At 43.1% G+C, this 24,394-nt stretch carries 35 protein-coding genes; 7 read left to right on the top strand and 28 right to left on the bottom strand.

Going from position 1 to position 24,394, the window contains the following annotated elements; all coding sequences use genetic code 11:
- Window positions 1-5: 5 nt before the first annotated feature.
- The 16 genes from E4661_RS01010 to E4661_RS00935 all read right to left on the bottom strand — a co-directional run bounded on the left by E4661_RS01010 (window position 6) and on the right by E4661_RS00935 (window position 10,531).
- Window positions 6-1,286, bottom strand: a complete 1,281-nt coding sequence (locus tag E4661_RS01010; RefSeq protein WP_136464951.1) for a hypothetical protein — start codon at window positions 1,284-1,286, stop codon at window positions 6-8.
- Window positions 1,283-1,588 carry a hypothetical protein gene (locus E4661_RS01005; protein WP_136464950.1) on the bottom strand — a complete coding sequence of 102 codons (306 nt, stop codon included), beginning with the start codon at window positions 1,586-1,588 and terminating at the stop codon, window positions 1,283-1,285. The genes E4661_RS01010 and E4661_RS01005 overlap by 4 nt, the downstream gene beginning before the upstream one ends.
- Window positions 1,563-2,108 carry a phage holin family protein gene (locus E4661_RS01000; RefSeq protein ID WP_136464949.1) on the bottom strand — a complete coding sequence of 182 codons (546 nt, stop codon included), beginning with the start codon at window positions 2,106-2,108 and terminating at the stop codon, window positions 1,563-1,565. Before E4661_RS01000 ends, E4661_RS01005 begins: the two co-directional genes overlap by 26 nt.
- The gene (locus tag E4661_RS00995) at window positions 2,108-2,407 is read right to left on the bottom strand and encodes a hypothetical protein (RefSeq protein ID WP_136464948.1); all 300 of its coding nucleotides are present in this window, start codon (window positions 2,405-2,407) and stop codon (window positions 2,108-2,110) included. The genes E4661_RS01000 and E4661_RS00995 overlap by 1 nt, the downstream gene beginning before the upstream one ends.
- Before the next feature lie 7 nt (window positions 2,408-2,414).
- A complete protein-coding gene (locus E4661_RS00990) occupies window positions 2,415-2,609 on the bottom strand; it encodes a hypothetical protein (RefSeq protein WP_136464947.1) in 195 nt (64 codons plus the stop codon).
- Window positions 2,609-3,106 (bottom strand): hypothetical protein, encoded by a 498-nt coding sequence (locus E4661_RS00985; RefSeq protein ID WP_136464946.1) that lies wholly within the window; start codon window positions 3,104-3,106, stop codon window positions 2,609-2,611. The genes E4661_RS00990 and E4661_RS00985 overlap by 1 nt, the downstream gene beginning before the upstream one ends.
- Window positions 3,107-3,124: 18 nt before the next feature.
- A complete protein-coding gene (locus E4661_RS00980) occupies window positions 3,125-3,562 on the bottom strand; it encodes a hypothetical protein (protein ID WP_136464945.1) in 438 nt (145 codons plus the stop codon).
- On the bottom strand, window positions 3,543-4,100 hold the full coding sequence (locus E4661_RS00975; protein ID WP_136464944.1) for an N-acetylmuramoyl-L-alanine amidase: 558 nt from the start codon (window positions 4,098-4,100) through the stop codon (window positions 3,543-3,545). Before E4661_RS00975 ends, E4661_RS00980 begins: the two co-directional genes overlap by 20 nt.
- Window positions 4,097-5,083, bottom strand: a complete 987-nt coding sequence (locus E4661_RS00970; RefSeq protein WP_136464943.1) for a hypothetical protein — start codon at window positions 5,081-5,083, stop codon at window positions 4,097-4,099. Before E4661_RS00970 ends, E4661_RS00975 begins: the two co-directional genes overlap by 4 nt.
- 4 nt (window positions 5,084-5,087) lie before the next feature.
- Window positions 5,088-5,690 carry a DUF6046 domain-containing protein gene (locus tag E4661_RS00965; RefSeq protein WP_136464942.1) on the bottom strand — a complete coding sequence of 201 codons (603 nt, stop codon included), beginning with the start codon at window positions 5,688-5,690 and terminating at the stop codon, window positions 5,088-5,090.
- 193 nt (window positions 5,691-5,883) lie between these two features.
- Complete coding sequence (locus tag E4661_RS00960) at window positions 5,884-6,204, bottom strand: hypothetical protein (protein ID WP_136464941.1); 321 nt, start codon at window positions 6,202-6,204, stop codon at window positions 5,884-5,886.
- A gap of 4 nt (window positions 6,205-6,208) precedes the next feature.
- The gene (locus E4661_RS00955; RefSeq protein WP_136464940.1) at window positions 6,209-6,628 is read right to left on the bottom strand and encodes a hypothetical protein; all 420 of its coding nucleotides are present in this window, start codon (window positions 6,626-6,628) and stop codon (window positions 6,209-6,211) included.
- A 1-nt stretch (window position 6,629) separates the two neighbouring features.
- Window positions 6,630-7,877, bottom strand: coding sequence for a DUF2586 family protein (locus E4661_RS00950; RefSeq protein WP_136464939.1), 1,248 nt, complete (start codon window positions 7,875-7,877; stop codon window positions 6,630-6,632).
- Window positions 7,878-7,879: 2 nt separating this feature from the next.
- Entirely contained in the window at window positions 7,880-8,314 is a 435-nt protein-coding gene (locus tag E4661_RS00945) for a hypothetical protein (protein ID WP_136464938.1), read from the bottom strand.
- A gap of 18 nt (window positions 8,315-8,332) precedes the next feature.
- Window positions 8,333-9,244, bottom strand: a complete 912-nt coding sequence (locus E4661_RS00940; protein ID WP_136464937.1) for a phage major capsid protein — start codon at window positions 9,242-9,244, stop codon at window positions 8,333-8,335.
- Between the two features lie 126 nt (window positions 9,245-9,370).
- Window positions 9,371-10,531 (bottom strand): Clp protease ClpP, encoded by a 1,161-nt coding sequence (locus E4661_RS00935; protein WP_136464936.1) that lies wholly within the window; start codon window positions 10,529-10,531, stop codon window positions 9,371-9,373.
- 150 nt (window positions 10,532-10,681) lie between these two features.
- Here E4661_RS00935 and E4661_RS00930 point away from each other — a divergent pair, with 150 nt between their 5' ends.
- The 7 genes from E4661_RS00930 to E4661_RS00900 all read left to right on the top strand — a co-directional run bounded on the left by E4661_RS00930 (window position 10,682) and on the right by E4661_RS00900 (window position 19,015).
- Entirely contained in the window at window positions 10,682-11,119 is a 438-nt protein-coding gene (locus E4661_RS00930; RefSeq protein ID WP_136464935.1) for a DUF1804 family protein, read from the top strand.
- The gene (locus E4661_RS00925; protein WP_136464934.1) at window positions 11,119-12,687 is read left to right on the top strand and encodes a hypothetical protein; all 1,569 of its coding nucleotides are present in this window, start codon (window positions 11,119-11,121) and stop codon (window positions 12,685-12,687) included. Before E4661_RS00930 ends, E4661_RS00925 begins: the two co-directional genes overlap by 1 nt.
- Before the next feature lie 2 nt (window positions 12,688-12,689).
- Entirely contained in the window at window positions 12,690-13,130 is a 441-nt protein-coding gene (locus tag E4661_RS00920) for a phage protein Gp36 family protein (protein ID WP_136464933.1), read from the top strand.
- Between the two features lie 55 nt (window positions 13,131-13,185).
- A complete protein-coding gene (locus E4661_RS00915) occupies window positions 13,186-15,765 on the top strand; it encodes a phage portal protein family protein (protein WP_136464932.1) in 2,580 nt (859 codons plus the stop codon).
- A gap of 109 nt (window positions 15,766-15,874) precedes the next feature.
- A complete protein-coding gene (locus E4661_RS00910) occupies window positions 15,875-18,025 on the top strand; it encodes a phage tail tape measure protein (protein ID WP_136464931.1) in 2,151 nt (716 codons plus the stop codon).
- Window positions 18,018-18,515: a phage virion morphogenesis family protein gene (locus E4661_RS19540; protein WP_136464930.1), complete on the top strand. Its 498-nt coding sequence runs from the start codon at window positions 18,018-18,020 to the stop codon at window positions 18,513-18,515. Before E4661_RS00910 ends, E4661_RS19540 begins: the two co-directional genes overlap by 8 nt.
- Complete coding sequence (locus E4661_RS00900; RefSeq protein ID WP_136464929.1) at window positions 18,512-19,015, top strand: hypothetical protein; 504 nt, start codon at window positions 18,512-18,514, stop codon at window positions 19,013-19,015. The genes E4661_RS19540 and E4661_RS00900 overlap by 4 nt, the downstream gene beginning before the upstream one ends.
- A gap of 77 nt (window positions 19,016-19,092) precedes the next feature.
- On the opposite strand, the gene E4661_RS00895 is transcribed toward E4661_RS00900, so the two are convergent.
- From E4661_RS00895 to E4661_RS00850, 12 genes are all read right to left on the bottom strand, one after another.
- Entirely contained in the window at window positions 19,093-19,536 is a 444-nt protein-coding gene (locus E4661_RS00895) for a TIR domain-containing protein (RefSeq protein ID WP_205728909.1), read from the bottom strand.
- A gap of 266 nt (window positions 19,537-19,802) precedes the next feature.
- On the bottom strand, window positions 19,803-20,252 hold the full coding sequence (locus tag E4661_RS00890; RefSeq protein ID WP_136464927.1) for a hypothetical protein: 450 nt from the start codon (window positions 20,250-20,252) through the stop codon (window positions 19,803-19,805).
- On the bottom strand, window positions 20,252-20,584 hold the full coding sequence (locus E4661_RS00885; protein ID WP_136464926.1) for a hypothetical protein: 333 nt from the start codon (window positions 20,582-20,584) through the stop codon (window positions 20,252-20,254). The genes E4661_RS00890 and E4661_RS00885 overlap by 1 nt, the downstream gene beginning before the upstream one ends.
- A complete protein-coding gene (locus E4661_RS00880) occupies window positions 20,581-20,796 on the bottom strand; it encodes a hypothetical protein (protein WP_136464925.1) in 216 nt (71 codons plus the stop codon). The genes E4661_RS00885 and E4661_RS00880 overlap by 4 nt, the downstream gene beginning before the upstream one ends.
- Before the next feature lie 2 nt (window positions 20,797-20,798).
- Complete coding sequence (locus E4661_RS19535) at window positions 20,799-20,930, bottom strand: hypothetical protein (RefSeq protein WP_262709899.1); 132 nt, start codon at window positions 20,928-20,930, stop codon at window positions 20,799-20,801.
- A complete protein-coding gene (locus tag E4661_RS00875; protein WP_136464924.1) occupies window positions 20,930-21,154 on the bottom strand; it encodes a hypothetical protein in 225 nt (74 codons plus the stop codon). Before E4661_RS00875 ends, E4661_RS19535 begins: the two co-directional genes overlap by 1 nt.
- Before the next feature lie 3 nt (window positions 21,155-21,157).
- The gene (locus tag E4661_RS00870; protein WP_136464923.1) at window positions 21,158-21,622 is read right to left on the bottom strand and encodes a hypothetical protein; all 465 of its coding nucleotides are present in this window, start codon (window positions 21,620-21,622) and stop codon (window positions 21,158-21,160) included.
- A 476-nt stretch (window positions 21,623-22,098) separates the two neighbouring features.
- Window positions 22,099-22,305 (bottom strand): hypothetical protein, encoded by a 207-nt coding sequence (locus E4661_RS00865; protein WP_136464922.1) that lies wholly within the window; start codon window positions 22,303-22,305, stop codon window positions 22,099-22,101.
- Window positions 22,306-22,310: 5 nt separating this feature from the next.
- Window positions 22,311-22,697 carry a hypothetical protein gene (locus E4661_RS00860; protein ID WP_136464921.1) on the bottom strand — a complete coding sequence of 129 codons (387 nt, stop codon included), beginning with the start codon at window positions 22,695-22,697 and terminating at the stop codon, window positions 22,311-22,313.
- Window positions 22,698-22,699: 2 nt separating this feature from the next.
- Entirely contained in the window at window positions 22,700-23,323 is a 624-nt protein-coding gene (locus E4661_RS00855; RefSeq protein WP_136464920.1) for a DUF3164 family protein, read from the bottom strand.
- A gap of 1 nt (window position 23,324) precedes the next feature.
- Window positions 23,325-23,477 (bottom strand): hypothetical protein, encoded by a 153-nt coding sequence (locus E4661_RS18975; protein WP_168796301.1) that lies wholly within the window; start codon window positions 23,475-23,477, stop codon window positions 23,325-23,327.
- Window positions 23,452-24,387: an ATP-binding protein gene (locus E4661_RS00850; RefSeq protein ID WP_136464919.1), complete on the bottom strand. Its 936-nt coding sequence runs from the start codon at window positions 24,385-24,387 to the stop codon at window positions 23,452-23,454. The genes E4661_RS18975 and E4661_RS00850 overlap by 26 nt, the downstream gene beginning before the upstream one ends.
- Between the last annotated feature and the right edge of the window lie 7 nt (window positions 24,388-24,394).

The following is a 24,394-nucleotide window of genomic DNA, read 5'->3' as shown; positions in this document are numbered from 1 at the left end:
TCTTGTTAAAAAGTCTGTATTTTATCTATGGTTTCAAAAGCGGTAGTCTCCAAACTAAATTCCCAAGGATCATCTATTAAGTTATTTAAAGTGTTCATGTCCAAAGCTGCGCCATAACCCCCCAAAGTGATTTCCTTTACATAAACGATTGTACTGTGATAATGTGTCTCGTCCAAATCCCCTAAATAAATAAAGCTGTCCGTACCGTTGTTACCCAATCTTATCGTGGGTTTATAAGCGGTATTTACCGGTGACTTTTGCAAATCGTAGATCGTAACTTTCTCCCATCTTTTAAATAACCTGTCGTTTCTATGGAATGCAGAAAATGTATATGTTAGATTTTTATCGTCCGAATAAGATTGAACCTCTATTGTTAGCCTTATATAATCATTAATCCAGTTAGGAACTTTTATTTTAATTGCTCCCGTTTGAAAATGGTGCGAAAACTTATGGAAAGTAAATTTTGGGTGTATTTTATAATTGTTTTCGTTCTGTATAATTCTTGGGTCGGCAACATTTATCGCTATTTTCTTTTGGATGGGGTCAAATGAAAATCCTTCAAACTGCACAAAACCCTCTACTTTAAATCGCTCTATGTCATTTTCATCCCTTACCGAAAACCCTTTGGGTATAATTACCTTTTTTTCGGTTTCGTCAATGGTTGCCCCTTCAAAGGTCAGTACGTCGGATTGCCCATTAGCTTCAATACTGTTGCCGTCTGTATCTACGACCCTACCAAATGCCAATAGGTTTAAGTCGGCCAACTTTTGTTTCTCCCCGTCGGTGTAATCGTTGCTCGATAATCCTTTACCGTCCACCTTGTCCTCCTTTAGACCCATGTCCTGGACAAGTGTGCCAAGGATATCCTGCAGACCATCTACAAAGGATATGGGGTGGGAGCCTGGGTGTGTATAGTTCTTCAATCCCTCCAGTTTTTCCTTTTCCGACCGTGTGAAATTGGTCTCGGATAGCCCTTTCCCCTCCTCCTTGTCGACCTTGCCCGATCGCAAAGTGGTAATGCCGTTGTTTATGGCACCAAGGGTCTTTACAAGTCCCTCTATGTACCCCATGGGTTTGGAAACGTCCGGTACAAATTTTTCTATGGTCAGCTCTTTATTGTCTGAAAACTTAAACGTTACATCACCAGCACCGTTGACCGATTTTTCCACGATCATCTCGCCGTTGTCCTTATGGTGGAAGCTGTCAAAGGTATCCCAAAATTGTTGCTGGGTCGGAACATCGCCCGTCTCAAACCAGGTCTTTATGATGTGCAATGGCTTTTTCATCCCACTATAAATGTTCCGTTAATTGACATTTTCCCTATGCCGATAGCCGTTGACGGAGTGTCATGCGCTCTCAGGTTTGCACCGGTTGCGGGCTTTATATTGTGTGCTTTGTAAAAACCAAGGACATCAGGCTCATTCAAATCCCCATTTTCCCCGATCAATATGGTTTGACCGGCAGCAAGCTCCTCGGTAATGCTCAGTCCATTGGCGAAAGCCATATCAAAAACAGCCGTTATATTGCCGTAGTTTTGCAGGGCAATGTCAAAGATGCTCTGTCTATCCAATATTATCGTTTTGCTCATCGTTCAAATCAAATTTTTCGTAAAACTTCTTATTGATAATCTTCAATAGTGTCTTGGCGTACTTATATCCCAGCCCGTCCAAGTTCTCCAAAAGTGATACCAACAACTGCCAAATGATCACCAGTAGCACCGTCCAGTACAACCATACAAATGGGTCTATCTCATAATCGAATATCCCAGGGAACTGCACCTCTTTTTGAAAGGTGTTAAGTACATAGATGGGCACGGAATAGGTTGCTATTTTCAGTATCATTCTGCCCAGCTTTCTACTCTCGTGTTTTTCCCCTCTTTTTAAGGATGCGGCCACACCTGTCTGCCACTCGAAAATGATAAGAATGACATAGGCGATAAAAAAGAAAATCGTAATACCAAAAAGCTCTTTGATCAAGGATGCTATAAAGGCAATGACGGCCGCAAAATTTATTACTTTTCCTGACAGTATAAAACCAAAAGCACTCCCTTTAAAGTCTGCCCAATCCTGAAAGCCAAAGCTGTCCAATATGTAGTTGATCGTTTTCATTATATTTCTATGATTAATTTTTCTATTCCTTGATCGATATTTATTTCAGCATCTGTGTACGAGTCATAGCTCAATTGTACTTTTAAGTTCCTTGAAAATACAGCCTTGGACACTGTACTTTTTTTAAGGTATCTGGAAGCTCCAAAGCCAGTGAGGGGCCATTCCTTGTACTCACCCATGTGGGCATTGAAAATTGCCCGTACATGTTGCTGGTCGCTGGGGGCGATAACAAAATCGCCGTTCTCAATTTTGAGGTCAAAATCCTCATCCAATAGTATGTCCGTTCTCTCGGTTGCCATAATTTCACTATTGTAAACTTCCCTTTATCGGGCCGCCCTGACTGTCTGTGCCGACCACTATGGCCGATTTCACATAATTGTCCACGGCAAGGGACAGTTCCTCCGCATATTTCTCGATCGCACTGTCTTGGTTCAAATCGTCCTTCAGGTCGTTTAACAGGGTCTTTATCTCATTTTTTAATGTCGATCTTACTAATGCCATCAGTTAAATAATTCTAATACTTTGCTTTTCTGCCGCTCAAAAACCAATTTGTCATCTGGCGAGAATTGGCCTGGCCCTGACGGTGTGGTTATGGTTGCTCTTTTAAGGGTTTCAAATCCAGTTTTTAATATGTCCTTTAGGTCAGCCTTTCCGTTTTTAATGGTAAACTTTCCGTTTTCCATAATAAACTCAGCACCCTCAATCTTTATCATTACCCTTTCAATCTCACTGTATGCAATGATGCAAGTCTCTGAGATGTCATTCTCTATGATGGCGCACAATACTTTACTGCCTTGCTTTGGGATTATCTTGATGTAGTTCTCAAGATTGTCTATGATGGCATGATAGCGTACCTCTAAAAGTTCAGGCATCTGCTCTCGTGTTACATCACAGTCATTGTCCCTAACCTCTGTAACCGTTCCCAGTGTTACCGTCATTTTCTCGGTCTGTTTGTTTTTAGCATCTATGATTTGGCCAAACACTTCCTCAAATTCCATTTAAACACCTTTTAAATACTATTTAAACATAAAACCTCCGACTACAAATAATACAATCAACAATACGCCAATACCTAAAAAACCATAGAGGATAATACTACTGTCAAAATCCTCCGTTTTCTCTTTGTCTTTATCCCTTATAGCTTCAATTAGTTCCCTGTTTTGTCTTGTAATTTCCTCCACAGCTCCGGAGATACATTGCGCTAACTCAATACGCCCAGTGTTGTCATATCGTAATACCTGAGTAGTACCAGTGACATAGTTTTTTTTAACAATAGTTGTATCCCTATACCTGATTTTTGGTATGGTAAAAGTTACGGTGTCACCTTTACGCTTTTTAATGGTCTCTATTTGCTCAATGAGCTGTGTGTCCCTTTTGTTTTTTATGGCTCGTTTTTGAATATCACAACTATAAAAAACGAGTAACAATACTATACTAATAATCCGTAAATTCATTTCTGTATTTTCTAATTAAATCCTTAATTACTGTAACATATTTATTCCAGTCACCATGCTGATTCAGCTTTTTACAATCTTCGGAATTAGAGCCGAAAAAAGGCTCTAAAATGAGCGTTGTGGGTTTTGGATAATACACTGCGGCAAACCCTCTTTGATGCTTGCCGTATAGAGCTTTTGCACCTCTGTTTTTAATGTTAAAAGCGATTTCCATTAATTCACAGAAATCCTCCCCCAGCAATTTAGCATAGGGGTTATTGAAATAATAAAGAGCCTCACATCCGTTAGCTTGTTTTGATTCCGCAGCATTAAAATGAAGCTCTAAGACCAAATCAAATTTTTGACGATTTATACGTCTCGCCATACGTTTGATCATGGACGTGTAACCTCCATTATAACTGTCATAACAGAATACAGTGGCAACATCTTCTAATCTCTCAGCAATGATTTTATTAAACTCCCATTCTGTAATGTTTAAATGTGGAGAGTATGCCCCCTGTCTTAATTTTGTATGTCCTATAACTATTGCTACTTTCATAACTTTAATCCCAATTTGTTTTCTCTTAAAAATCCATCCGATCCGTTAAATTTGATCGTTACCGCTTCAATGAGATACTTACCATTGCGCTCATTGTACTTTGGGTCTGTGATTTCCACGGCATCCCCTGCAATGGTTCGGGGTTCTCCCCAACAAGGCAGCATACCCTGGTATCCGTCAAAGCTCAAACTCTTGTAGTTCTTTTCTGCAAGCTTTCTAAGCTCCCCTATTGTTTTCCCGGTAAAATGCAATGTGCGCTGTACACCGCCCTTGTCCCCAAATTCACTGAAAAGCCTTTGACCGTTTCTATTGATGGAAATGGCTTTTAAAAGGAGTTTTACATCGTCCTTTTTGACAAATTTTAGATCGTTGGACCTTGCCCTCACATTTTTATTGACAACATATCTGTGGGTGGCCACTGGAGTGAGCGATATGGGAAAGCCCACGTTTAAAATCCCATCTTTAAAGTAGCTGTGCAATCCGTAGTTTTTGCGTAAAAGCTCCAGCACTTGAAAAGCAGATTTATTATCGATCGTAAACTTACCGAGGTCAACATCGTCAATAATCTCATGTTTATGCCCAGGAGCGATATAGTTGAGCACATCTTTAAGGCTTGCTTTGGAAAACACTTTTACATAGTTGTTTTTCTTGAGCTTGGCCATCTCATCCATACACTCGACCTGTAAGGGCATATCAGCCCCCAACTTGGTCACATAGCCTTTAAACTCCTCATGTAGGCTTCCGTTATATCCCAGCTTGATGCTTACCGTATCATCTACCTTGATAAAGTCAGTAATATTCCTTTTCTCCATCGAGGTGAGTTTACCTGATACGGTCGCCCTACTGAAGGCACGAGGCACAACGATGGTCGCTGTATCGGATAGCTTTTTTATTGACTGGAGTATGATGATACTGTTAACCCTGTCAAACACCACGGCTCCGATGGCCACCTCACAACTCATATTATAATACAGGTACTGCATCAGCCTATGGATTTAAAAGCGAAAAGCCCACAGGGCCAATGCTCATCATTTGTAATGAAAACTGTATCGTATCCTGGAACCCTTGTACGCCATTGATCTCAATGTTCTTGAAATACACGCTGGCAATATCCTTGTCAAAGAACTGTGTCCCGGATGCTTCAACCACTCCATTGTATTCAAAGAGTTTGTAAAGCTGTTTTACACGACTCTCCGGGTAGTGCCGTTTTTCCACATCAATTAAAAGCCCCCGTACCCTCATCTCCCATGGCCGGATCCCCCAACGCTCTACGACAATGTTGTCACTGTCATTCACAGGGGTCTCAATATGTTGCTTTTGACGGCTGAAACTGATAAGAGGGGGCGGGGCCAAAACATTTCCGATCGTCTTATCGGCATCTTTGGTAAATGGAAGTGCGGCAAAATTGATTTCGGTACCCTCATAGATAAACTGGATGTTTTCAAACTCGTCATTGATACCCTCAAATGACTCCAGTTTAAAATTGCTTTGCTCCCTGGACAGGTTAACCCTTGACGGTGAATTGTTCACCGCCAAGAGTCCAAATGCCGCAGCATAGCGTTTCCCTAAATCTATGGTTACCTGTGTCATAACAATCTACCTTCTTTCAAGTTGCCTAAAATGCCCTTTTCCGCTAAAAACTGGACTTGCGCCCATTTCTCAGACCATTCGGTGTCCGAGAGTTGCTCAGGAAAAGCGATGTGCAGTACATGGCTGATGTAGGCATCAATTTTGAAAATCACATCCTTTACGTCGCTGTGATGGAGGCCTGAGCAATCCTCCCTCAGAACTTTTTTATACGTCCCTCCCTAATCGGTATCAATTCAGCAATTTGGGATACAGCGGTCATAAACAAAGCATCATCATCCATCACCTGCTCTTTATCTGTCAAAAGGCATTGTTTGATCAGGATTTCCTGTGCCTTTTTAGGGTTCACATCCGCATATTTCATATACTGGCTCATTGTGGCCCTGTCAGGTACTCTTACGATCACTTCAAGGCTCTTCGTATTTAAGTCGTCCATAGGAAGTTCTACACGTCTTAGGTTGGTCTCTCCGTATTTCTTGATGAATGCTTCTTTTTGCTCTTTTGTCAACTTTGCCATTACTTTAGATTATTGTATTGTTATACTTGATGTCCAATACGAATAGATCGTATTGCTTGTTCAGTCCCATGTCCCCGGTCACCTCACGTCCTTGTTTCATAAACTTGGCCGTGATGGTGTCGTTTACGATCTCGTTGTAATCGTTCACGAAGGATACATTGATATCAAAGGGCTTTATTGATAATAGGTCGCCTCCGGCAGCGTACTCCAATGCCACGGCATCGTGCATCATCAATGTCACGGATGCAGTATGTGTCTTTTTGCCTTGACTCCATGATGTCGCATCATTTTTTAAGGTGTGATTGAGTTGGTGTTCCTGCTCGGTATCGTAAGTGATCTCCATGATATCAATGGGCACCCCATTGATAAAAACATCCACATCACCACTGTCATAGGCTTTCTTATTTTTGATTACGTTTGCCATCTTACAAATTGGTTTTAAGGTTAACGGTTCCCTCGATTTCAGTGATCGAGCCATATGGCACAATTCTGAACTTTACACGTAGTATCTTTTCGATGATTAAATCACTATCAGCGTCAATGATGGTCCTGCCATCTGAAATCTCTTTACGGGATACCATACCGCCCAGTGCGGTGTCCCCAATTCCCTCAAAGTTCTTGATCACCCCGATAGGGAGCTTGCCCGTTTTTGGGTTTACCGGATGCGTTGTCTTTACCTTTGGCAATAGCGCAGCTCTTAACAAACGTACCGCTTTGTCCAAAGTACGTCCGTATGCGATGGTATGCTCATTTACATTCCCTTCAGCATCTAGGATGATCTCGGTACAGGTATGGTCATTGTTCCATCTCACGCCATCCAGTCCGGGATAGGTCATCCCAAAGATGTAGCCCTTATTCTCCAAAGTCTGTAGGTCTGCATGGACTTCCACATTTTTTTGATGAGAGGAAAGGCCTGGGATAAGCCATGCGCTACGGATGGCATCGGTCAGGTCAAAACTTTCGTTTTCCCCGATGTTTTGATTTACCCTAGCTTTGGATAGTGTCCCTAATGCAGTACCTACGTCCGCCAACTTCCGGGCATTCCCGGTAAGCCCATCGGCATACGCCCAGTCCTGGCCATTGACAAGGCTTACCTTTGTTGCCTTTAAATTGGGTAGGTCCCTGAGATCGGCCGTTGCATTGGCCGGGCCAGCATAGTCATAGGCCTCTAAAAGGACCTGACACGGAAAGTGTCTGTTAAATGCCCATAATGCCAAGCCTTGGGCTTTTACAATGCTGTTATAGACATCGTCAGGCATACCGTTCAAATGCGTAGTTGCACCAGTAGGGTTTACTGCGATTGCAATTTGTCTGATCTCGCCATCAGCTTCAATAAGTAGCCTTTTGGCATACTGCTCATTGGTGTCCTCACATATATCGACCATTGTTGTTGCCTGGGCAACCAATAAGATATATAGTTTTTGTCCCTCTCCGGCCAATCTGAAAAACTCACGTAAATGACGATAGACATTTACATCGTTGTTTGCATCAAATTCAGGAGTAATCCCTAAAGACTCAACATCTACAAGGTTGTACACCTCTTTGACCGTTCCTAAAGCTAGATTGCCCGGAGCTGGACTGGTGATGACCATTCCTGAGATACCATCACCAGTGGCAATGGTATTGGCCCCAATTTTTCCTTTTACGATTTTTACTCCGGTTAGGTCTGCCATGATTACGCTTTGTTACCATTATTATCACCAGCTCCATCGGTTCCGTCCCCATTGTTGCCGGCACCACCCTTTGATGCCAACTCCTTTAGAGCTTTGATCCGCTCCGCTCCGGCCTTTTTTACAGAATTGGCGGTCTCACCCTCCAAAGCCTTTTCAATCGCCTCTATTGTGTCCATTTTTGCAATGGCTTCAGCTCTTGATTTTGCTTTTTGCATCGGAGTTAAACCGTCTTTGCCGTCATTAGATCCGTTTGAACCTTTTGGATTGGTCTTTAGCACACTTTCTCTTTTGATCTCCTCAATGTCCTCAACCTTATCGACACTGTTCAGAGCAAGGTTTTTAGATGTGAAAAAGCTGCCTTTTTTGTTGACATACAGCAAATCGGTATCCGAGTTCTCAAATATCCTTTTTGCCCTGTCCTTAATTTCTTTTTTCATTATTGTAAGTATTAAAGGTTAAACATCGGCCGATACGATTGCGCCCACGGCCCTCTCTTTTCTTGGCAGTACGATGTAGTTGTGACGGACGTTGTACAGCCAAGCGTGGTTTTGGGTCGTCGGCTCATCCGCATAGTTCTTGGTAAGTCCCGAGGCCCTGAACATATCTGGGGCATAAAAGGACACGGACCCTTGCACGTCCCCGTCCTCCACGACGGCCCCAAAGTCCTTTTTGGTAAGTGTGGCCAAGTTGAAGTACGGCACATCGATGTACAACCATGTCTTAAACCCGAACAGGCGGGTCTTTAAAAGCCCGGCCTCGTCATAGCTCAAATGGTCGGTAGCCTTTTTAGCTTCCAAGGCCTCGATCAACAGGTCGTTGTAATGCTCAGATGACAACACCAAGTTTCTTCCTTGTAATGGGATTTTTTGATTATCGTACGATACCTTATGAGTCACAACATCTTTCATAATTAGTCTCTTTCTACCTGTACCATCGTCCGGGCCGGTAGTGGCCAATATCGGTGTGGTCGCCTTCTCCGAAGTGGATGCCAGAGCATGTACCGCTTTATTGTGCTTGGTGGCCATAATCTTGTTCTTGTGCTTTTGCTGCACCAAACGGATCTTGTCGTACGATACGTTTTCAATTTCCTCCTGAGATACTTTAGTGGCTTTGGTCACATAAGTGTCCAAAGAGATAGGGATGTCCTTATCCTCTTGTGTTGCAAACCCAATAGGATAGGTGACATTGTTTACGATGACCTCAGGGTCAGCGCCCACATCTACCAAGTGGATCACTTCGTTTTCCCCTTTGGTGGCCGCAACATGTCTCGACTCGTCCGGGATTTCCTTTAAAAAGCTCGCTTCCTCGGTAGCATTGAAATCTTGGACAAGCACATCCGTCCAGATCTCCTGGTTTAATCCTGCCATTTTCTTTTATTTTTTTTAATTATCCTTATTTAATGTTTCAGTGGTACTATATACCTGTTTTTTGTACTGCTTTGGGTATTGGGTGTATGGTTTGGTGACTAATCCGCCGTAATGGAAAACCGTGGGCTATTCCTTATAGTCAACCCCAAATTTTGCTTTGAACAGTTCCGCAAACGCATCAGGATCGTCCTTTTTAAGAGCTTCCAATGCTTTAGGGTTTTCCTTTTGGTACTTGTCCCAGTCCCAACCATCTTGAGCGGTTACCGTTGACGGTTTACCACCTACCTGTGCAGTGATGGATTTATGGGGTTTTAAGCCACCCAAAACAGCCTCTAAAGCTTCTAAACCTGTATTTTTCCCAATAGGCTCATAAATGTCCTTACGTTGCTTTGCCGTGATTGTCTTGTCAACATTCTCGGCCTTGTCAAGGATTGCCTTGATCTTGGCATCACGTTGTGCGTTGATGGCGGTTTCCAAGTTCTCACGTGCTGTTCTCTCGTTTTCGTACTTGGTTTTGTAATCATTGACCTTAGCATTGATATGCTCTTCAATTGCAGAAATTACAGCCGTGTCGGATGACTGACCGTTGATATTCTGCAACCCCAATGATCGAATTACATCTTTTTTCATGTTTACATCTTTTGATTTTAGTTCCTGACTCGGTTCGTTTTGTGTTGCCACTGGCTTTGAGTCCTTTATTTTTAAACTAGCGGCAAAGCGGTTATATACTTCCTCGGAGCCAATGCTCTCAGGGTCATCTATGTCTATTTCCAAGGTGGCAAGTGGGTCTATGATCTCATCGATCAGGCCCTCTTTTTTTGCCTGCCCGGCAGAAAACCAATTGTCACCAACAAGCCACTTTTTGACCTCTTTGGCCTTTAATCCCGTTTTGGAGACCAATAGCTGTATAAATTGCTTTTCGATTTCGGTAAGTAGATTGGCTGAGCTTAAATGATCTTTAGCAGTTCCATAAGTACCTCCAGTTGCAGCGTGGATCATCATAAATCCATTGCTTACCTGTCTGCGTACCTTTCCAGCCTGAGATAAGATAGCTCCCATACTGGCACCTACACCTATGATATTGGTATTGACCTGAGACTTAGCAGTGGTCAGGGTATTAAAAATCATATTGCCGTCAAATACAGAACCTCCATAGGTGTGCAGATACACCTCTATCTCAGGATAGGTACCGTCAATTTTTGAGAACTCGCCAAGAAAACGAATGCCATCCCCATGGTATAAATACCCATATATATGGATGTTGTTCTGGTCGACTTTTACAATCATATCCGTGCGTTTTATAGGTCAAAAATCAGCACTTAAATAGACTGTGACAACATTCTCGGAATACCTTGCATATTCCTCTGAATGCCTTGCAAAATTCAGCAATTCCAAAGGATGTGGAGACGAACTTTACATTCGTAAAGTGATATTTCAATGGGAAAGTTGACAAATGAAAAAAAGCGTACTCTAGCCGAAAGGATGTTCATTAATGATGGTATGACCGCCAAGGCAATTGCTATGGAGTTGGAGACCACAGAGCAAACAGTAGGGAGATGGCGTAAAGGGGGAAAGGGAGAAAAAGACTGGGATACCCGGAGAGCGGAGTTGTTGTCCGCACCCCATAAGATCAAAGAGATTTTGACCAAGGAACTACAAAGTATTGCCGAGGGCAACAAACCCGAGATCGATGCCGATGCTTTGTCAAAAGTAGGTAAGGTACTGGAAGGAATTTCAGGGAAAGTATCCACTCAAATTGTATTGAGTGCATTTAAGGAATTTGATAACTGGATGGCTGAGCAGGAACCTGAGACGGCAATATTGTTTTTGGACTGGCATAAAAAGTTCATCCTATATAAGGCCTCTTTAGAGTAATGGACAAAAAGCTGGAGAAATACCTTAAAGACTATGAGGCGCATTGTAAAAGAATTAGACAGGCCACAACCGTAAATATCAATGAAACGCCACAGGAGAAGCACAAGCGTATCAAGGAGCTTGAAAAGGATTATATAAAGTGGTTTGAGTATTATTTCCCAAACTATGCCAAAAAACCCTGTGCATGGTTTCATAAGCGTATGGCCAATCTTATCATAAAATATAAGATTATCAATCTACTTGGAGAGATATATCGTTCAGGTGCAAAATCAGTGCATTTGGGTATGGGCATTCCTTTGTTCCTCTATTTTACAAAAGACCTGTTTTATATGTTGTTGATCGGCCAGACCGATCCAAAATCAAAAAAGCTCATTGGGAAAATACAGGCACAGCTCCAAAACAATCAACGTCTTACAAATGATTATGGGAGGCGTTTCAAATATGGGGACTGGACCAATGGGGATTTTACCACTACAGATGGCGTGAAATTCAAAGCTATGAGCATTGGTCAGTCCCCACGTGGAGAAAGTGAGGAGGAAAACCGACCTGACTATATATTGATCGATGATGCCGATACTAAAAGGCGTTGTAAAAATGACCAACTTAGTAGGGAGGCCTATGAATGGGTATGGGAGGATTTAAGGGGAACATTTGACGAGGGAGGAGAAAGACAGCGATTTATTGTTGCAAACAATAACTTTCATCGCAATACGATCATTAACCAGCTCAAAAAAGAGTTCAAAAAATTGATCAAACAGGCCAAGGAGTTCGGTGATGAAATTGAGCATTTCATCATTAGCGTTCCGGCCGTTAAAAATTTAAAAACCTTTGAACCAAATTGGCCGGAAAAAACAACTGCAAAGTACTGGCAAAAAAAGTATCGCAATACCCCTTACCGTTCATTTATGCGTGAATACATGCACAAGCATATTGTTGAGGGGGTCATTTTCAAAAATGAAATGATCCTTTATAAGAAACGTCTACAATTCAGACAATATGACGGGCTTGTGGTCTATGGGGATTTATCATACAAGGACAAAGGGGATTTTAAAGCGATGATGTTCATGGGAAAGCACAAAAGGGAATACCATATTCTAAAAGTGTTCAATAGGCAATCCTCACGGGCCTTGTGTGCTGAATGGCTCTATAATTTGTATGAGGACTGGAAGCTCGGTAAATACAATATAAAATATTTCATCGAGGGGCTTTTCGCTATGGATGAGTTTGTGAATGATTTTGATGCTGAAGGAGATAAACGAGGTTATCATATTCCTGTGGAGGCTGATAAACGGTCTAAAACAGATAAGACGGATAGGATCGAGTCAATGACGGGACACTATAATAGAAAAAGCATTTTTATCGATGAAGCTCTCAAGGACGATCCTGATACAATGCTGTACCTGGAGCATCTTTTGGCTTTTGAAAAAGGAAGCGGTACCCCTGATGACTCCCCTGATGCACAGCATGGTGCCATATCAAAACTCAATGCAGTCACTTTTGTGGAGCAGTTTGAGACTATCATAACGCCTCGAAAAGAGGAAATTAACAGAAACCCTAACAGATTTTAACTATGGGACGATTTATAACGGATCAGGATTACTCCGCATTGCTCCGAGATGAGATAAAGGATATTTTACTGGAGGATTATACCGATGCTAAACTGTATCGGGCAGAGGACATGGCGATAAGTCAAATAAAAAACTATCTCTTTGGGAGATACAATACCGATGCCATTTTCAAACCACGGGCAGACGGGGAACCTGATGGGCGCAATGCACATATAGTAATGGTCACTATTGACTGTGCCGTGTACCATTTGTACACCTCATTGGCCCCGAACAAAATACCACAGCATCGGGCAGACCGGTACCAAGATGTGCTGAACTGGTTAAAAGATGTATCCCGTGGAAAAGCAATGGCGGATTTGCCAAAAAAAACAGATAATAATGGAAATGATCTATATGATTTTAGGATAACATCGGAATATCCCAACGAGGAAAACAGGTGGTAAGAGTGTTTAAATACCGTTTAAATTCAATTTTAAGAGCGTAAGACAATTTTTAAGTATGAAGATATTGGGAAGGGAAATATCGTTTAACAGAGGTCAAAAAACAAACCTTGATGGAGTTCGGGCAAAGGCCACTGGATTTAAAGCTAGGGAGATCGATGAATTTAAAGCGATTGTCGGTAAGATGATCGAGCAGTTCAAGGACATGAGCCGTAAGGACATCAAAAAATGGCGATTGGCCCTAAAAATGGCCGATCACCCTGAAAGGCCAAGACTTAATTTTTATCACGATCTCGTTGATGATCTAATGACGGACGGTCATTTGCAGGCACAGATACAACTCCGGGAAAACGCGACACTCAATACCGAGTTTCAAATCATTGGCCCTGACGGCAAGATGAACGATGAGGCCACGGACTTATTTCGCCAACAATGGTTTTACGATTTTCTAAAGGAGGTCATTGGTGTCAATTTGAGAGGTACCAAGGTCGTGGAGTTCCAAAGTTTTGGAGGAAAAAGGATAAAGCATGGGGTTATCCCCCAGCGTAATGTGTTGCCGGCTTTAAAATTAGTGCTGCCCGATTTGACCAAAGATGAAGGTATTGACTACAGTGATCCGTATTATGAAAATTGGATCATTCAGATAGGTAGGGACAAAGAGCTGGGGATGATCAACAATATTGTTCCCAACCTGATTTGGAAACGGAATGTAATGCAATCATGGGCCGAGTTCTGTGAGCGTTTTGGATTGCCCATGGTCACGGCCACGACCAATAAATATGACACTGAGACCGTGGATAAGATAGACTATATGCTCAGTCAATTGGCCCAGGCATCAAGAGGTGTTTTTCCACAGGGCACCTCAGTGGAGTTCAAAGAGGCCAACCGTACGGACGCTTTCCAGACCTTTGACAAATTCACATCCCGTAACAATAGGGAAATCAGTGAGGCCATCGTGGGCGGTACCATGCTGACCGATGATGGTAGCAGTCGAAGTCAAAGCGAGGTACACGAGCGCAATTTGGATGATAAGATTGCGGTCTCAGATAAACGCTCCGTTGTATTTCTGGTCAATGATCTTTTGATACCATTGCTCCGAAATCAGGGCTATTCCTTTCTGAGGGACGGCGACCGCTTTCAGTTCAACCAGTCCCATAACTTGGAACTGGATAAGTTCTGGAAAATTACAAAAGGCGTGATGACCGATTATGAAGTGGATGAGGAATGGCTATCCAAGACCTTCAGTATTCCCATTGTCGGTAAAAAAAAAAGTCAGGTGATTTTACCTAAGTCCATCGAAAACCGAACATTGATAGGGGAAATCAAAAGGGGAAATTTACCTGGGTATCCCGTCGGGGCTTGCTGTGACACACATGATGTTTATGCCACAAGCAGCAACTTTGAGAGCTTGATGCAGAAATATCATAAGGAGCTGTTGAGCCAGTTATGGGCCAATGGGCCCACCATCCCATCGGCGGTCAAAATCATCACACTGGAGAGCTTGGAATTTATCAAAGGGCTTTTTAACGGATGGGGAGACCGCCGTGTATCCATAGACTACAATGCTCCTGACCACTTGGCAATGCAAATGATGGAGTTCAACCTCTTTGAGTTTGCCTCCTCCAAGACAGAGGCACGACTGGCATCCCTGTCACAGCTATTGATCGATAGGGAGGTATTGCAAATACGCTCTTTTGCAGATTTTGAAAAAGAGGCACAGAAAATCACAAAGGAGTTTAACGGGACATATTTGGAAACGGAGTACAACCTCTCTGTATCCGTTGGGCAAAACTCGGCAAACTATCTCAGGTTTATGAGCGAAAAAGATACGGTGACCTCCTTTGTACGCTATCAGACCGTAGGGGACAGCAAGGTACGCAGTGAGCATCAACTATTGGACGGTAAGGTGTTCAATCTTAGTGATACCGATGCTCGTGACCTATGGCCGCCAAATGGGTACAATTGCCGTTGTGAGATGGTACAGCATTTAGGTGACGGTAATACTGTGGTAAGTAGTGGCAGTACGGCCAAGCGATTGCTCGGTGACAGGTTCCCTGGATCACAGTTCGATGTAAACCGTGGGGATTTAAAACAGGTGTTTACCAAAAAGCAGTTTTACAGCGACATCAAAGGGCTGAATAAAAAGCTCAATACCATGGACTTTGAGAGTACTTATAAACTGGAGAGCTGGACGGCATTCAAACAGCGTTTAAAAGCTATCAAACTCGATCAGACCATTACCGGTGACAATGTAAGGGAACTCTTTAGAGCGGACGGCAAACAGGGCAAGCAGGAATTTATGGGCTTTACGGATTACCTAAAGCGTAAAATCATCCTTAAAAAGCGAGTGTTCGACAAGCATACACAGGGAAAATACCTGAACAAATCCGAGCAACGACACCGTATTTTTCCGCACCTAAAAGGAATATTGAGCAATCCTGATGAGATGTGGCTACATACCCACAGCAATACAAACAAGACGTTTCAGGCCCGATACCTGAAATTCTATAAGGATCGGGCCATCATCATTGATACCGCTATAGGTGCCAATAATATGGAGGTATTGACATGGTACGCCATGAAAACCAAAGAAGCGGATATAAGAAAAGGATTATTGATTAAAAAACGAAAGGTCTAAGACATTCCCCCTAAAGGATATTAAGGCTGGTATGTTTCGCATTCAGTGACCATTTAAAGCCTATTAAAGGATTGTATTAAACCTGTTTAGACCACAAATATACAAAAATATGGGTGCAACATCAAAACTGGCATTGTTACTGGAGCTGAAGAACAGGCTCTTCAATAAAAAACTGGTAGAGACCCAACGTAAGTTTAAAAAGGTGTCCAATAAGATGAGGGGCAATATCAAAAACCTCAAATTATCCACGTTGAACGCCTTTAGGGCAATGCGAGCAGAAATACCGCTTTTCGGTAGGGCCGTGGACTTACTTGGCAATCCTTATGCCTTGATCGCTGCCGGTGCCCTGGCTTTGGCCACCATCTTTGGAAAGGGCTACGGAGAGGCCAAACGGTTCAACCATGAGTTTCTACAGATCAAACAGCTCAACCTCGATAAGAGTACCGGTCAGTTAAGCCGTTATAAGGAGAACATACGGGATGCCGCTTTCGAGGTGGGTACCAACCTGCAGGATTCCACCAAGGCATTTTATGACCTACAATCCGCTACAGGGGTGTATGGTGGTGATGCCGTATCGATCTTTAAAAAGGTAGGGCGTTACAGTATTGCCACTGGTGCACAATTGGGAGACAGTATGAACGCCACTACCAAGGCAATGAAGGCCTTTGGACTCGGTGTACGGGATATTGATGCCTTTTTGACCTCGAATGCCAAAACGGTACAGGTCGGTATCACCACCTTTGACGAACTGGCAAAGGTACAGACCGAATACGCAGGCGCAGCATCAGGGGCCGGGCAGTCCGTGGACACGGCAAACAAGATATTCGCAGCCTTTACCTCGATAGCCAAAAACAGTGCCACGGCCGCAACGATGACAAAATCCGCCTTTGAGGGACTGACCCAGGCAAACACGGTCAAAGGGTTGAAGTCCATTGGTATCAGCCTTTATGATGCTGATGGGAATATGAGGAACTTGGGCGATGTACTGACAGAGGTGTCAGGGAAGTTTAAAAAGATGACCCCTCAGCAAATAGATACCCTGATCGCTAAAATTGGAGGGCCTGAAGGTTTGAGAAACTTATTTATAAAGCTAAAGACCGGTGCGGATGATTTCCATAAGACACTCACTGCCTTTGATGCCTCACAATATGATCTGGATGCAGCACTTAAAAATGCTCAAGGTGATGTAACAGTTTTAGGAGATATTGTGAAAAATAGATTTAATACAGCAATGTCTAAACTGGGACAGCTCATATTACCTATGGTAGCAAGGGGCTTAAATCTTATCAATAACATCTTGGTCGGAGCTTACAATGCGTACAATGGCTTTATCAAATGGCTGGACAGTGGTACTGCTGGAGCTGAAGCTTTTAAAATTGCCATGTATGCCATCGGAGGGGCATTGTCAGCACACTTGATTAAGCTTGGACTCATCAATGGGGTGACCTTGGTAACGGTTGGACTTACCAAATTATGGACTGGAGTACAATGGCTTTTAAATGCCGCTCTAACAGCAAACCCTATTGGATTAATTATCGTAGCCATTGGTGCACTGGTCGGAGCGATCATCTATGTGGTCAAAAAGACAGAGGGCTGGGGTAAATCGTGGGTAGCTTTTAAGAATATCGCCAAAGTGGTCTGGTCACAGATGAAAGCAAACTTTTTCTTTTTCGTGGACTCGTTTAAATACGGCGTTGAAAAGCTATGGTTGAAATTTAAGAACATCGGACAGCATATAGTCGGATTTGCACAAAAGGTAAAAGAGGCCGTTAAACTCGCTTGGCAGGGCAATTTTAGTGCCGCCAAGGACAAGATGAAGGAGGAAATTGTCACCGAGGCTGACAAACAGCTCGAAGCCTTGGAAAAGAGGCGCAAGGATCAGGTCAATGCCTTTAAAAAGCAAACCGTTGACAATGCTAAACAGGTCGTTGAGCTGTCCAAGGGCATCAGCCTCAAATGGAAAAAATCGGACTCTAAGCAAACCGATGCTAAAAGTGACGGACTTTTGGCTGATGATGGCTCCGGGACTGGAGCATCCACCGGCGGATCACTGGGACAGACCGCAGGCGGTCAATTGAGCGGTGTAACCGAGAAAGCCTCACAGCCCCGCAGTATTGTGGTCAATATTGATGCGCTTAACAAAGGCGGTATCAATACGCAAAATACGACCCTCTCAAAAATGAGCAAGGAGGAGATTGAGCAGTGGTTTATCGAGACAGGACTTAGAATGGTAAGGGCAATTGAGATGAGCAATGGCTAACCATAATTTTATAAATAGGTTGAACCGTGTTAACAATGTGGTCAGTAGGTTGCCCAACCGTGCGGCCGTGGTCGCCGTCAATTTCAGCAAGGAGCGGTTTGTGCGCAAAAACTGGGTCGATAATTCGAGAGAGGCCTGGCCTAAAAGACGGGCAGGCAGAAAGGGCAGGGGCAGTCTGATGGTGCGCACAGGGAGGCTAAAGCGTTCGATCAGGAAACTACAGGTTACAAATAACCATATCCTGATCGGTACGGACGTGCCCTATGCACAATTGCACAATGAGGGCGGTACCATCAATAAAACGGTAACGGTCAGGGAGCATCAAAGGCGTATTGCACGAGGGCGCAAAGGTGGTCGGGCGACCGTAAAATCGCATAAGAGAAAAATGGATTTAACAGTGCCCAAACGCCAGTTTATCGGTGAGTCTGCCATACTTAGCAGGCGTATTGAACGCATGATTGAAAAAGAATTGAAAAACGCATTGAGATGAAAGTACTCTATAAAAGAATCGTTGGAAGATTAAGCTCCAAGGAGGCTAAGACTGCCTATCAAGAGGCATCGGTGCCAGCATGTAAATTTGTTGACCTGTACAGGGGCCAATACCTAAACTGGGAGGCTTTCGATACTTTTCCATTGCCAGCAGTACTATTTGAGTATCGGATAAACCTTAAGGATAAAACTGTAACGATTACATTACATGTATGCTATGAGCAACCACAGGATACCTCCAGTATCAGTAAAACGATGGACAATGCCTTAAAATATTTTGATTTTATCGAGGTCACAAACGGGCTTATTGACGAGCTGGAGAGCGAGGTAAATGGTAAACTGGAGCTTATTGATGAGGAAATGGTCAAAGATGATGCGATTGTAAACGTGCATTTGCTGACCTACACAGGGCAATACATCGGTAGGAACAAGGAAAAATTTAAGTATACCACTGGAGAGGATATCGATATGGACCCAGGTATTAAGCACCAATTTGATTAATTGCCGGTTAAATAGTATTTAAATGTAAAAAACAACCTTACGGATTTCCGTAAGGTTGTTTTTTCCTTATTTTCAAATCAAAAATTTAGTTGTTCCAGTGTAGAAAATAAAGAGGTTAATTCTTCTACTGAATTGATAATGTCATCGTAGATCTTGTACATCAATTCAGGTTCTTGCTTAACAGGTTGGTATACGTAAACTTTTTTACCTGCGCCTTTCATCCAGCCGGCCTCGGTATTTGCGCTTCTGCCACAAGGCAATACCATAACGCAAACATCTGCCCATTTCATGGCGTTAAAATCTAGGTTAAAGCCTTGTTCGGCCCGTTGGTGTTTTAGGGCCTCTTTGTATTCTTCCGATGTCCAGTCTTCCCAGTTAGGGTCTATTTCAGACCAACTGAATCCTTTGTCGGTCCCGCTCGGGCTTCTAAAGTCGTATACTTCGTGTCCTAGCTCTTTTAATAGTTTTACGACTTCGGGCTGGTACTCGTTGCGCCAGCTACTTGCTACATATATTTTCATAATTTCAAGTGTTTGTTAATTATACTACGGGTTTATTGGTTTTGCTAGTTCTGTTTGTATCGAGTATCCAAACTCATTACGAAGCCTTAACACGTTTTTGGTAAAATAAATATTTTTATAGAACACATAAATAGTCCTCTTTCGTGTATTAAGCTTGTACCCTTCTTTTCTAATTTCTAGGTATAGGTTGTAGCGAATTTGATTTTGTTTTTTTAAAGCTGCTTTAGTTGTCATAGCCGTTATATTTTTTTGTTTATTGTAATTTGTTAAATGCTACCGTAACTATCTTCCCAATAGCGTTGGTTTAGGTAAGTTGCAGGATTTGCTTTCGCCTGGCTTACTTTTCGCTGCAGAAAACCATCGTACTTTTTTATGCCAGCGATCGCGTTCATTTTATCGGACTGGCTTAACCGTTCCCAAGCTCTCTGGGCGACCACTTTTTTAACTTTGTAATTGTAGGTGTTCCAGAACACCCCGAATGTCAGCTCTGGTCTTCCTATGGTCATTTCAAAGTTCTTTATTGCCTTCCATGATCTTATCGAAGCCTCCCTATAAGGAAATCTGATAGGTGTAAAAAGCCATTTTATCTGCCTTTCGTTTAGACGTCCTTCCAGTATTTTAAAGTCCGTCAAATAGCCTTCCAGGTCGTAGCGGAACTCCCAGAGCATGGGCGTGTTCTTTCCTTTTACCGTATATATTGTCCTTGGTGCTTCCATTATCGTAATTGCCTGTGCAGTTCGTTTGCGATATTGTGTATTACCGTTTGCCCGTAACCTTCCGGAAAAACATTTAGGCTCCTACGCAGCAACATTTCAAAAAAATAGGCCTGGTAGTACTCAAATGAAAGGGTATGCCTTTTATCCTTTTTTTGCTCTCCAAACTGCATAGAGACCTGCTTTTTCACAAGCTTTTCGGCCAGTTTTCGGGCCATGCTTATAATGGCCCGGTTTTCCGGTTCGGTTTCGTCCAAAAAGTCCAGATAGCCCCAGACCTGGTTCAATGCTGCAAGTTGCCCGTATGTTATTCTTAGCTTTAAAACGTGGTTCATGACATCCAGTTGGTTTTAAACATATGATCGTTGGCATCTTTATGAAATTCCGATACCGGCATTTGCCCTATATATTTGTTCTGCCGGCTCAACCGTCCTATTTCGGTCATGGGCCTTAGCCTACTGTCAAAGGTTAATTCCGCTACTGCCAAATAGCTATCGTATAACGCGATCAGCTTTTTGTTCTCGCTGTATTTTTCTTTCCAGGTCATGCCTAACATTCCGATCTATAGTTCCATTTTGCACCACAATCAGGGCAATGGTCCACTAGTTCCTCAATGGTAATAGCTCCTCCGGTACATCTTGTTTCTGCATTTGGATGTGTGCATTTATCCTCTATTGTCATTAGAATAGTTTTGTTTGTTGCTTTTCAGTCTCCAAGAGCCTTTTAAGCTCTCGTTTTGCAGGCACTCCCAAATACTCGTCAAATGTGCGCTTACAGATGTGGTACCTAGCCTTTACATGCTTATTGTAGATCTTGGTATTGTTCAGGCCAATCTCCTGGAGCTCTTTGGTAAGCTCCTGGATTTCAATGATGCGTTTGTAATAGTTCTTTTTGTTGTAAGCCATTTGCTAGTTATGTGATATTCGGGGTAGACCATGCTTGTGGCTCCACGCTTTGGTGCCTGCTTTTTTGGCTGATCTCCCGTAATTATCTTCCAATGCCCTAAACTGTTTTATGAGCTTGTCCAGCTCATCAATTTCATACTGGTTTAACTGCTTTTTCAGGATGCTACTGTTTTTCATAAAGCGGTTAAACCTATTCCAGTCATTGGGGTCGTGAATACCTGTTCTTGTAGCAATGGAAAGCACGATACTGCGCTTTTTTTTACATAATATCTCGATATGGGCATCTGTATTGCTGCTAAATTTGAAATCGTTTTGTAGCATGGTGTACAGTTCATCGATTTCAATCGGTAAAAGTCCGGTACTGGACTTTGTACGCCCCCCGGTCCAAGCATAGATAAGCTCATAGCGTTGCCTTCTGTCAAATCCAAGCTTGCCAAAAAGTGTCATCAATCCTTTATGTGTTGCCATATCCCTATGTTTTTGAATAGCACGGTACATCACTGTACCGTGCTGATGCGAATGTGTACACCTGTAACGACCATACTGCTCAGGTTACGTGCAGCTTTGACGGATAAACACTGCATCCCACAGTCTCTTCTAATGGGGGAATATTACCAAAAACCCCAAACCGTTCTGCTACGGAGCTTCAGCCCCAACACATTCAAAATGTCTTTTGTTTGCCTCTCCGGCCTCGAACCGGTCTGCCTGCCAACGATCAGGGGGAGGAATGGTTCAATACGATCTCAATAGGCCGTATTCATATGCGATATGCCATTTTAGCCGCCCCAACACTCTCTTAGGGGGAAGCCCCAACAACAGGGCCGCAAGGGCCACGAGCAACACCGTTGGAAGGAAAACAAGGAAGACCGTGCACTTCAGGGCCATCCATGGTGCCTTGATCAAGTAGCCCAGGATCGTACAGATGGTGTGTAGTACCCTCATAATCAATTACTGTTTTTGTTTTCCATTAATTCAGTGATATAAGTTGCTGCACTTCCAAATATTTGAACAGTCCTTTTATGGTTTCTTTTTGAATGGTGGGTTTTTGCTCTTTTACCTTTATATTGAGCATCCGCAGCAAACTCCAAAAACAAATCTCTTAGCTCTTTTTTTTCGATTAATTTGAAATCAAGTTTTATATTTTCTTGCATCTTTTTTAGTTTAAAATATTATCGATTTTTATAGTGATATTACGTCCTGTAATGCTGTATATCATTTTGTTAGTATCTTGAATTTTGAGATAATCCTCTAACCTTGATATATTGCTGATACCGTCTAATTTTGTCAGGCACATATTCTGTGTGCTGTCTAAATACCTTACGATTTGATTGTACTTGGTTTTAGTGATGTTGTAAGCACTGGGCGCAGCAACAACCTTTGTATGATCGTATTGTGTTTTTAAGCTGTTTACATACCTTTTTACACGTCTCTCCAGCTTTTTAAAAACCAAATAAGCACTTGCATCGGTACCGTGGTCTATTCGCATCCCTGTGCGAACTACATAGCTGTTTAATCTTGATGGATTGTCCAATATGCTTCCCATGGTCAAATACTTGAAAAATTAAGGTCCACATTGTTGTACTTGCCATTCCCATCCTTTGTCCACACCCTAAAGTAGGTACGGCTTTCAGGCCTTCGGATGCTTTCCTCCAATAGCTTTACGGCCTCTTGGAACAGGGCGCTCTTGATTTTGGCCTTATAGCGGATAAGTCCGAAAACCTTACGGGCATCCAGCTTGCCCCTTGACGTTTCAAAGGCATCCAGTACCATTTGTTTGATGAACTGGTCCTTGCTCTCGATATTGGTGTCCAAAAACTGCGTAAATCTCTCTTTGGCGGCCTGAGCGGTCAGGTCATCGAAATCGATACGTTCGTTGATGCTCACCTCGATCTTGATCGTACGGTTAAAGTTGTACCACGTAAAATTGCCCTTTCGGTTTTCAGGGTTTACGCCCTTCTCGGCCATAAAGGCATCATAGGCCTTCTGGCACACTTGGGCCACTTCATTTTTAAAGTCTGCCAAACGCTTGTTCAGGCCCTGGGCCTGTTTGAGCAGTCTATAGCTTTGGCGTTCCATCAAGCGCTCTGCTTTTGTGGTCCTGTTGTAAGGAACGGCCTGGCCACTTTCGTCAAGCCACAATTTGTCCTTTGATGTCTGTGCAATTGTCATTTTATTGTGTTTTTGGATTAATTTTCAATTCGGATTGTTGCATCCTTTGATGCACTTTCTCGGCAATTGGGCCAGCGAGACCGAACACCGGACCCCCTTTGGCACTTAGAAAGACCAATTGCCTCTTTTCAGGGTTGTACCTGTACCGCTTCATAATTACTGTTTTTAAGTTTGATTTTCTCTCTTTTGATGATACGCTTAACACGGCGAGTGTCCTCTACGACATGGATAAACTGGTCGCCGACCTTTTTGGGCCTTGGCCCGCACTCGTCAAAGATGTCCTTATGGAGTTTTTTGTCGGTGATACCATTGGCCTCGCAGATTGCGGCAACATCCGTTTTTGTCGAGCCTATTAGATGGATGTAATTACGTCCGAAACGGCTGTCTATCTCATCATAGCCGTGCTTATTGTAGCGAACGCCCCGCTTGATCTCCGTTTCAAGGTTTTCGGTACCAACAATCACCACGGACATCTCATCCTCAAGCTCGTTGTACAGGTGGATCAGGAATTTAAGGGCCGACGGCTTTAATGAGTTCGCCTGGTCCAGGGCCAGTAACGGTATATGCTCTTTAAGCTCAATAAAGCGGTCAATAGCAACTTGACCAAGCTTGTCAACGCTCATATAGCCCTTTGGTATTTCCAGCCCCAGCTCTTGGATAAGGTTTTCAATAAACTCACGCGCGGCCCACTGGCGGCACTTCAACATATAGTTGAAATCACGGTTGTTAAATCTCATCCAGCCTTTTAGACCCTCTGTTTTCCCTGCACCGGCCCTGTAGGATACCGGCACGAACAGACACTCCCCCTTGGCATCGTTCAATACCTTTTGCATCAAGCGGTAATTGGTAGTTTCAGCAATCTGCCAGTTGGAGAACACGTGACCCGATCTGCTGGCGACCCTGTGCCACATACCATTGCTTATACGTTCCCATTCCCCATTGCGCATCTGACTGATAATGGCAGGGGATGCACCGCATTTATTGGCGAACTTGTTGGCACTGCCAATGCGATGGATCTCGTTTTCGATCGTTGTGACAATCCCTGATTTTTGTAAATTTGTCATAGAATAG

Source organism: Flagellimonas onchidii (assembly GCF_004804315.1).
In the GTDB taxonomy this organism is placed as follows: domain Bacteria; phylum Bacteroidota; class Bacteroidia; order Flavobacteriales; family Flavobacteriaceae; genus Flagellimonas; species Flagellimonas onchidii.
Note: the sequence above shows the minus strand (reverse complement) of the source record. Positions and strands in the feature narration are given on the sequence as shown.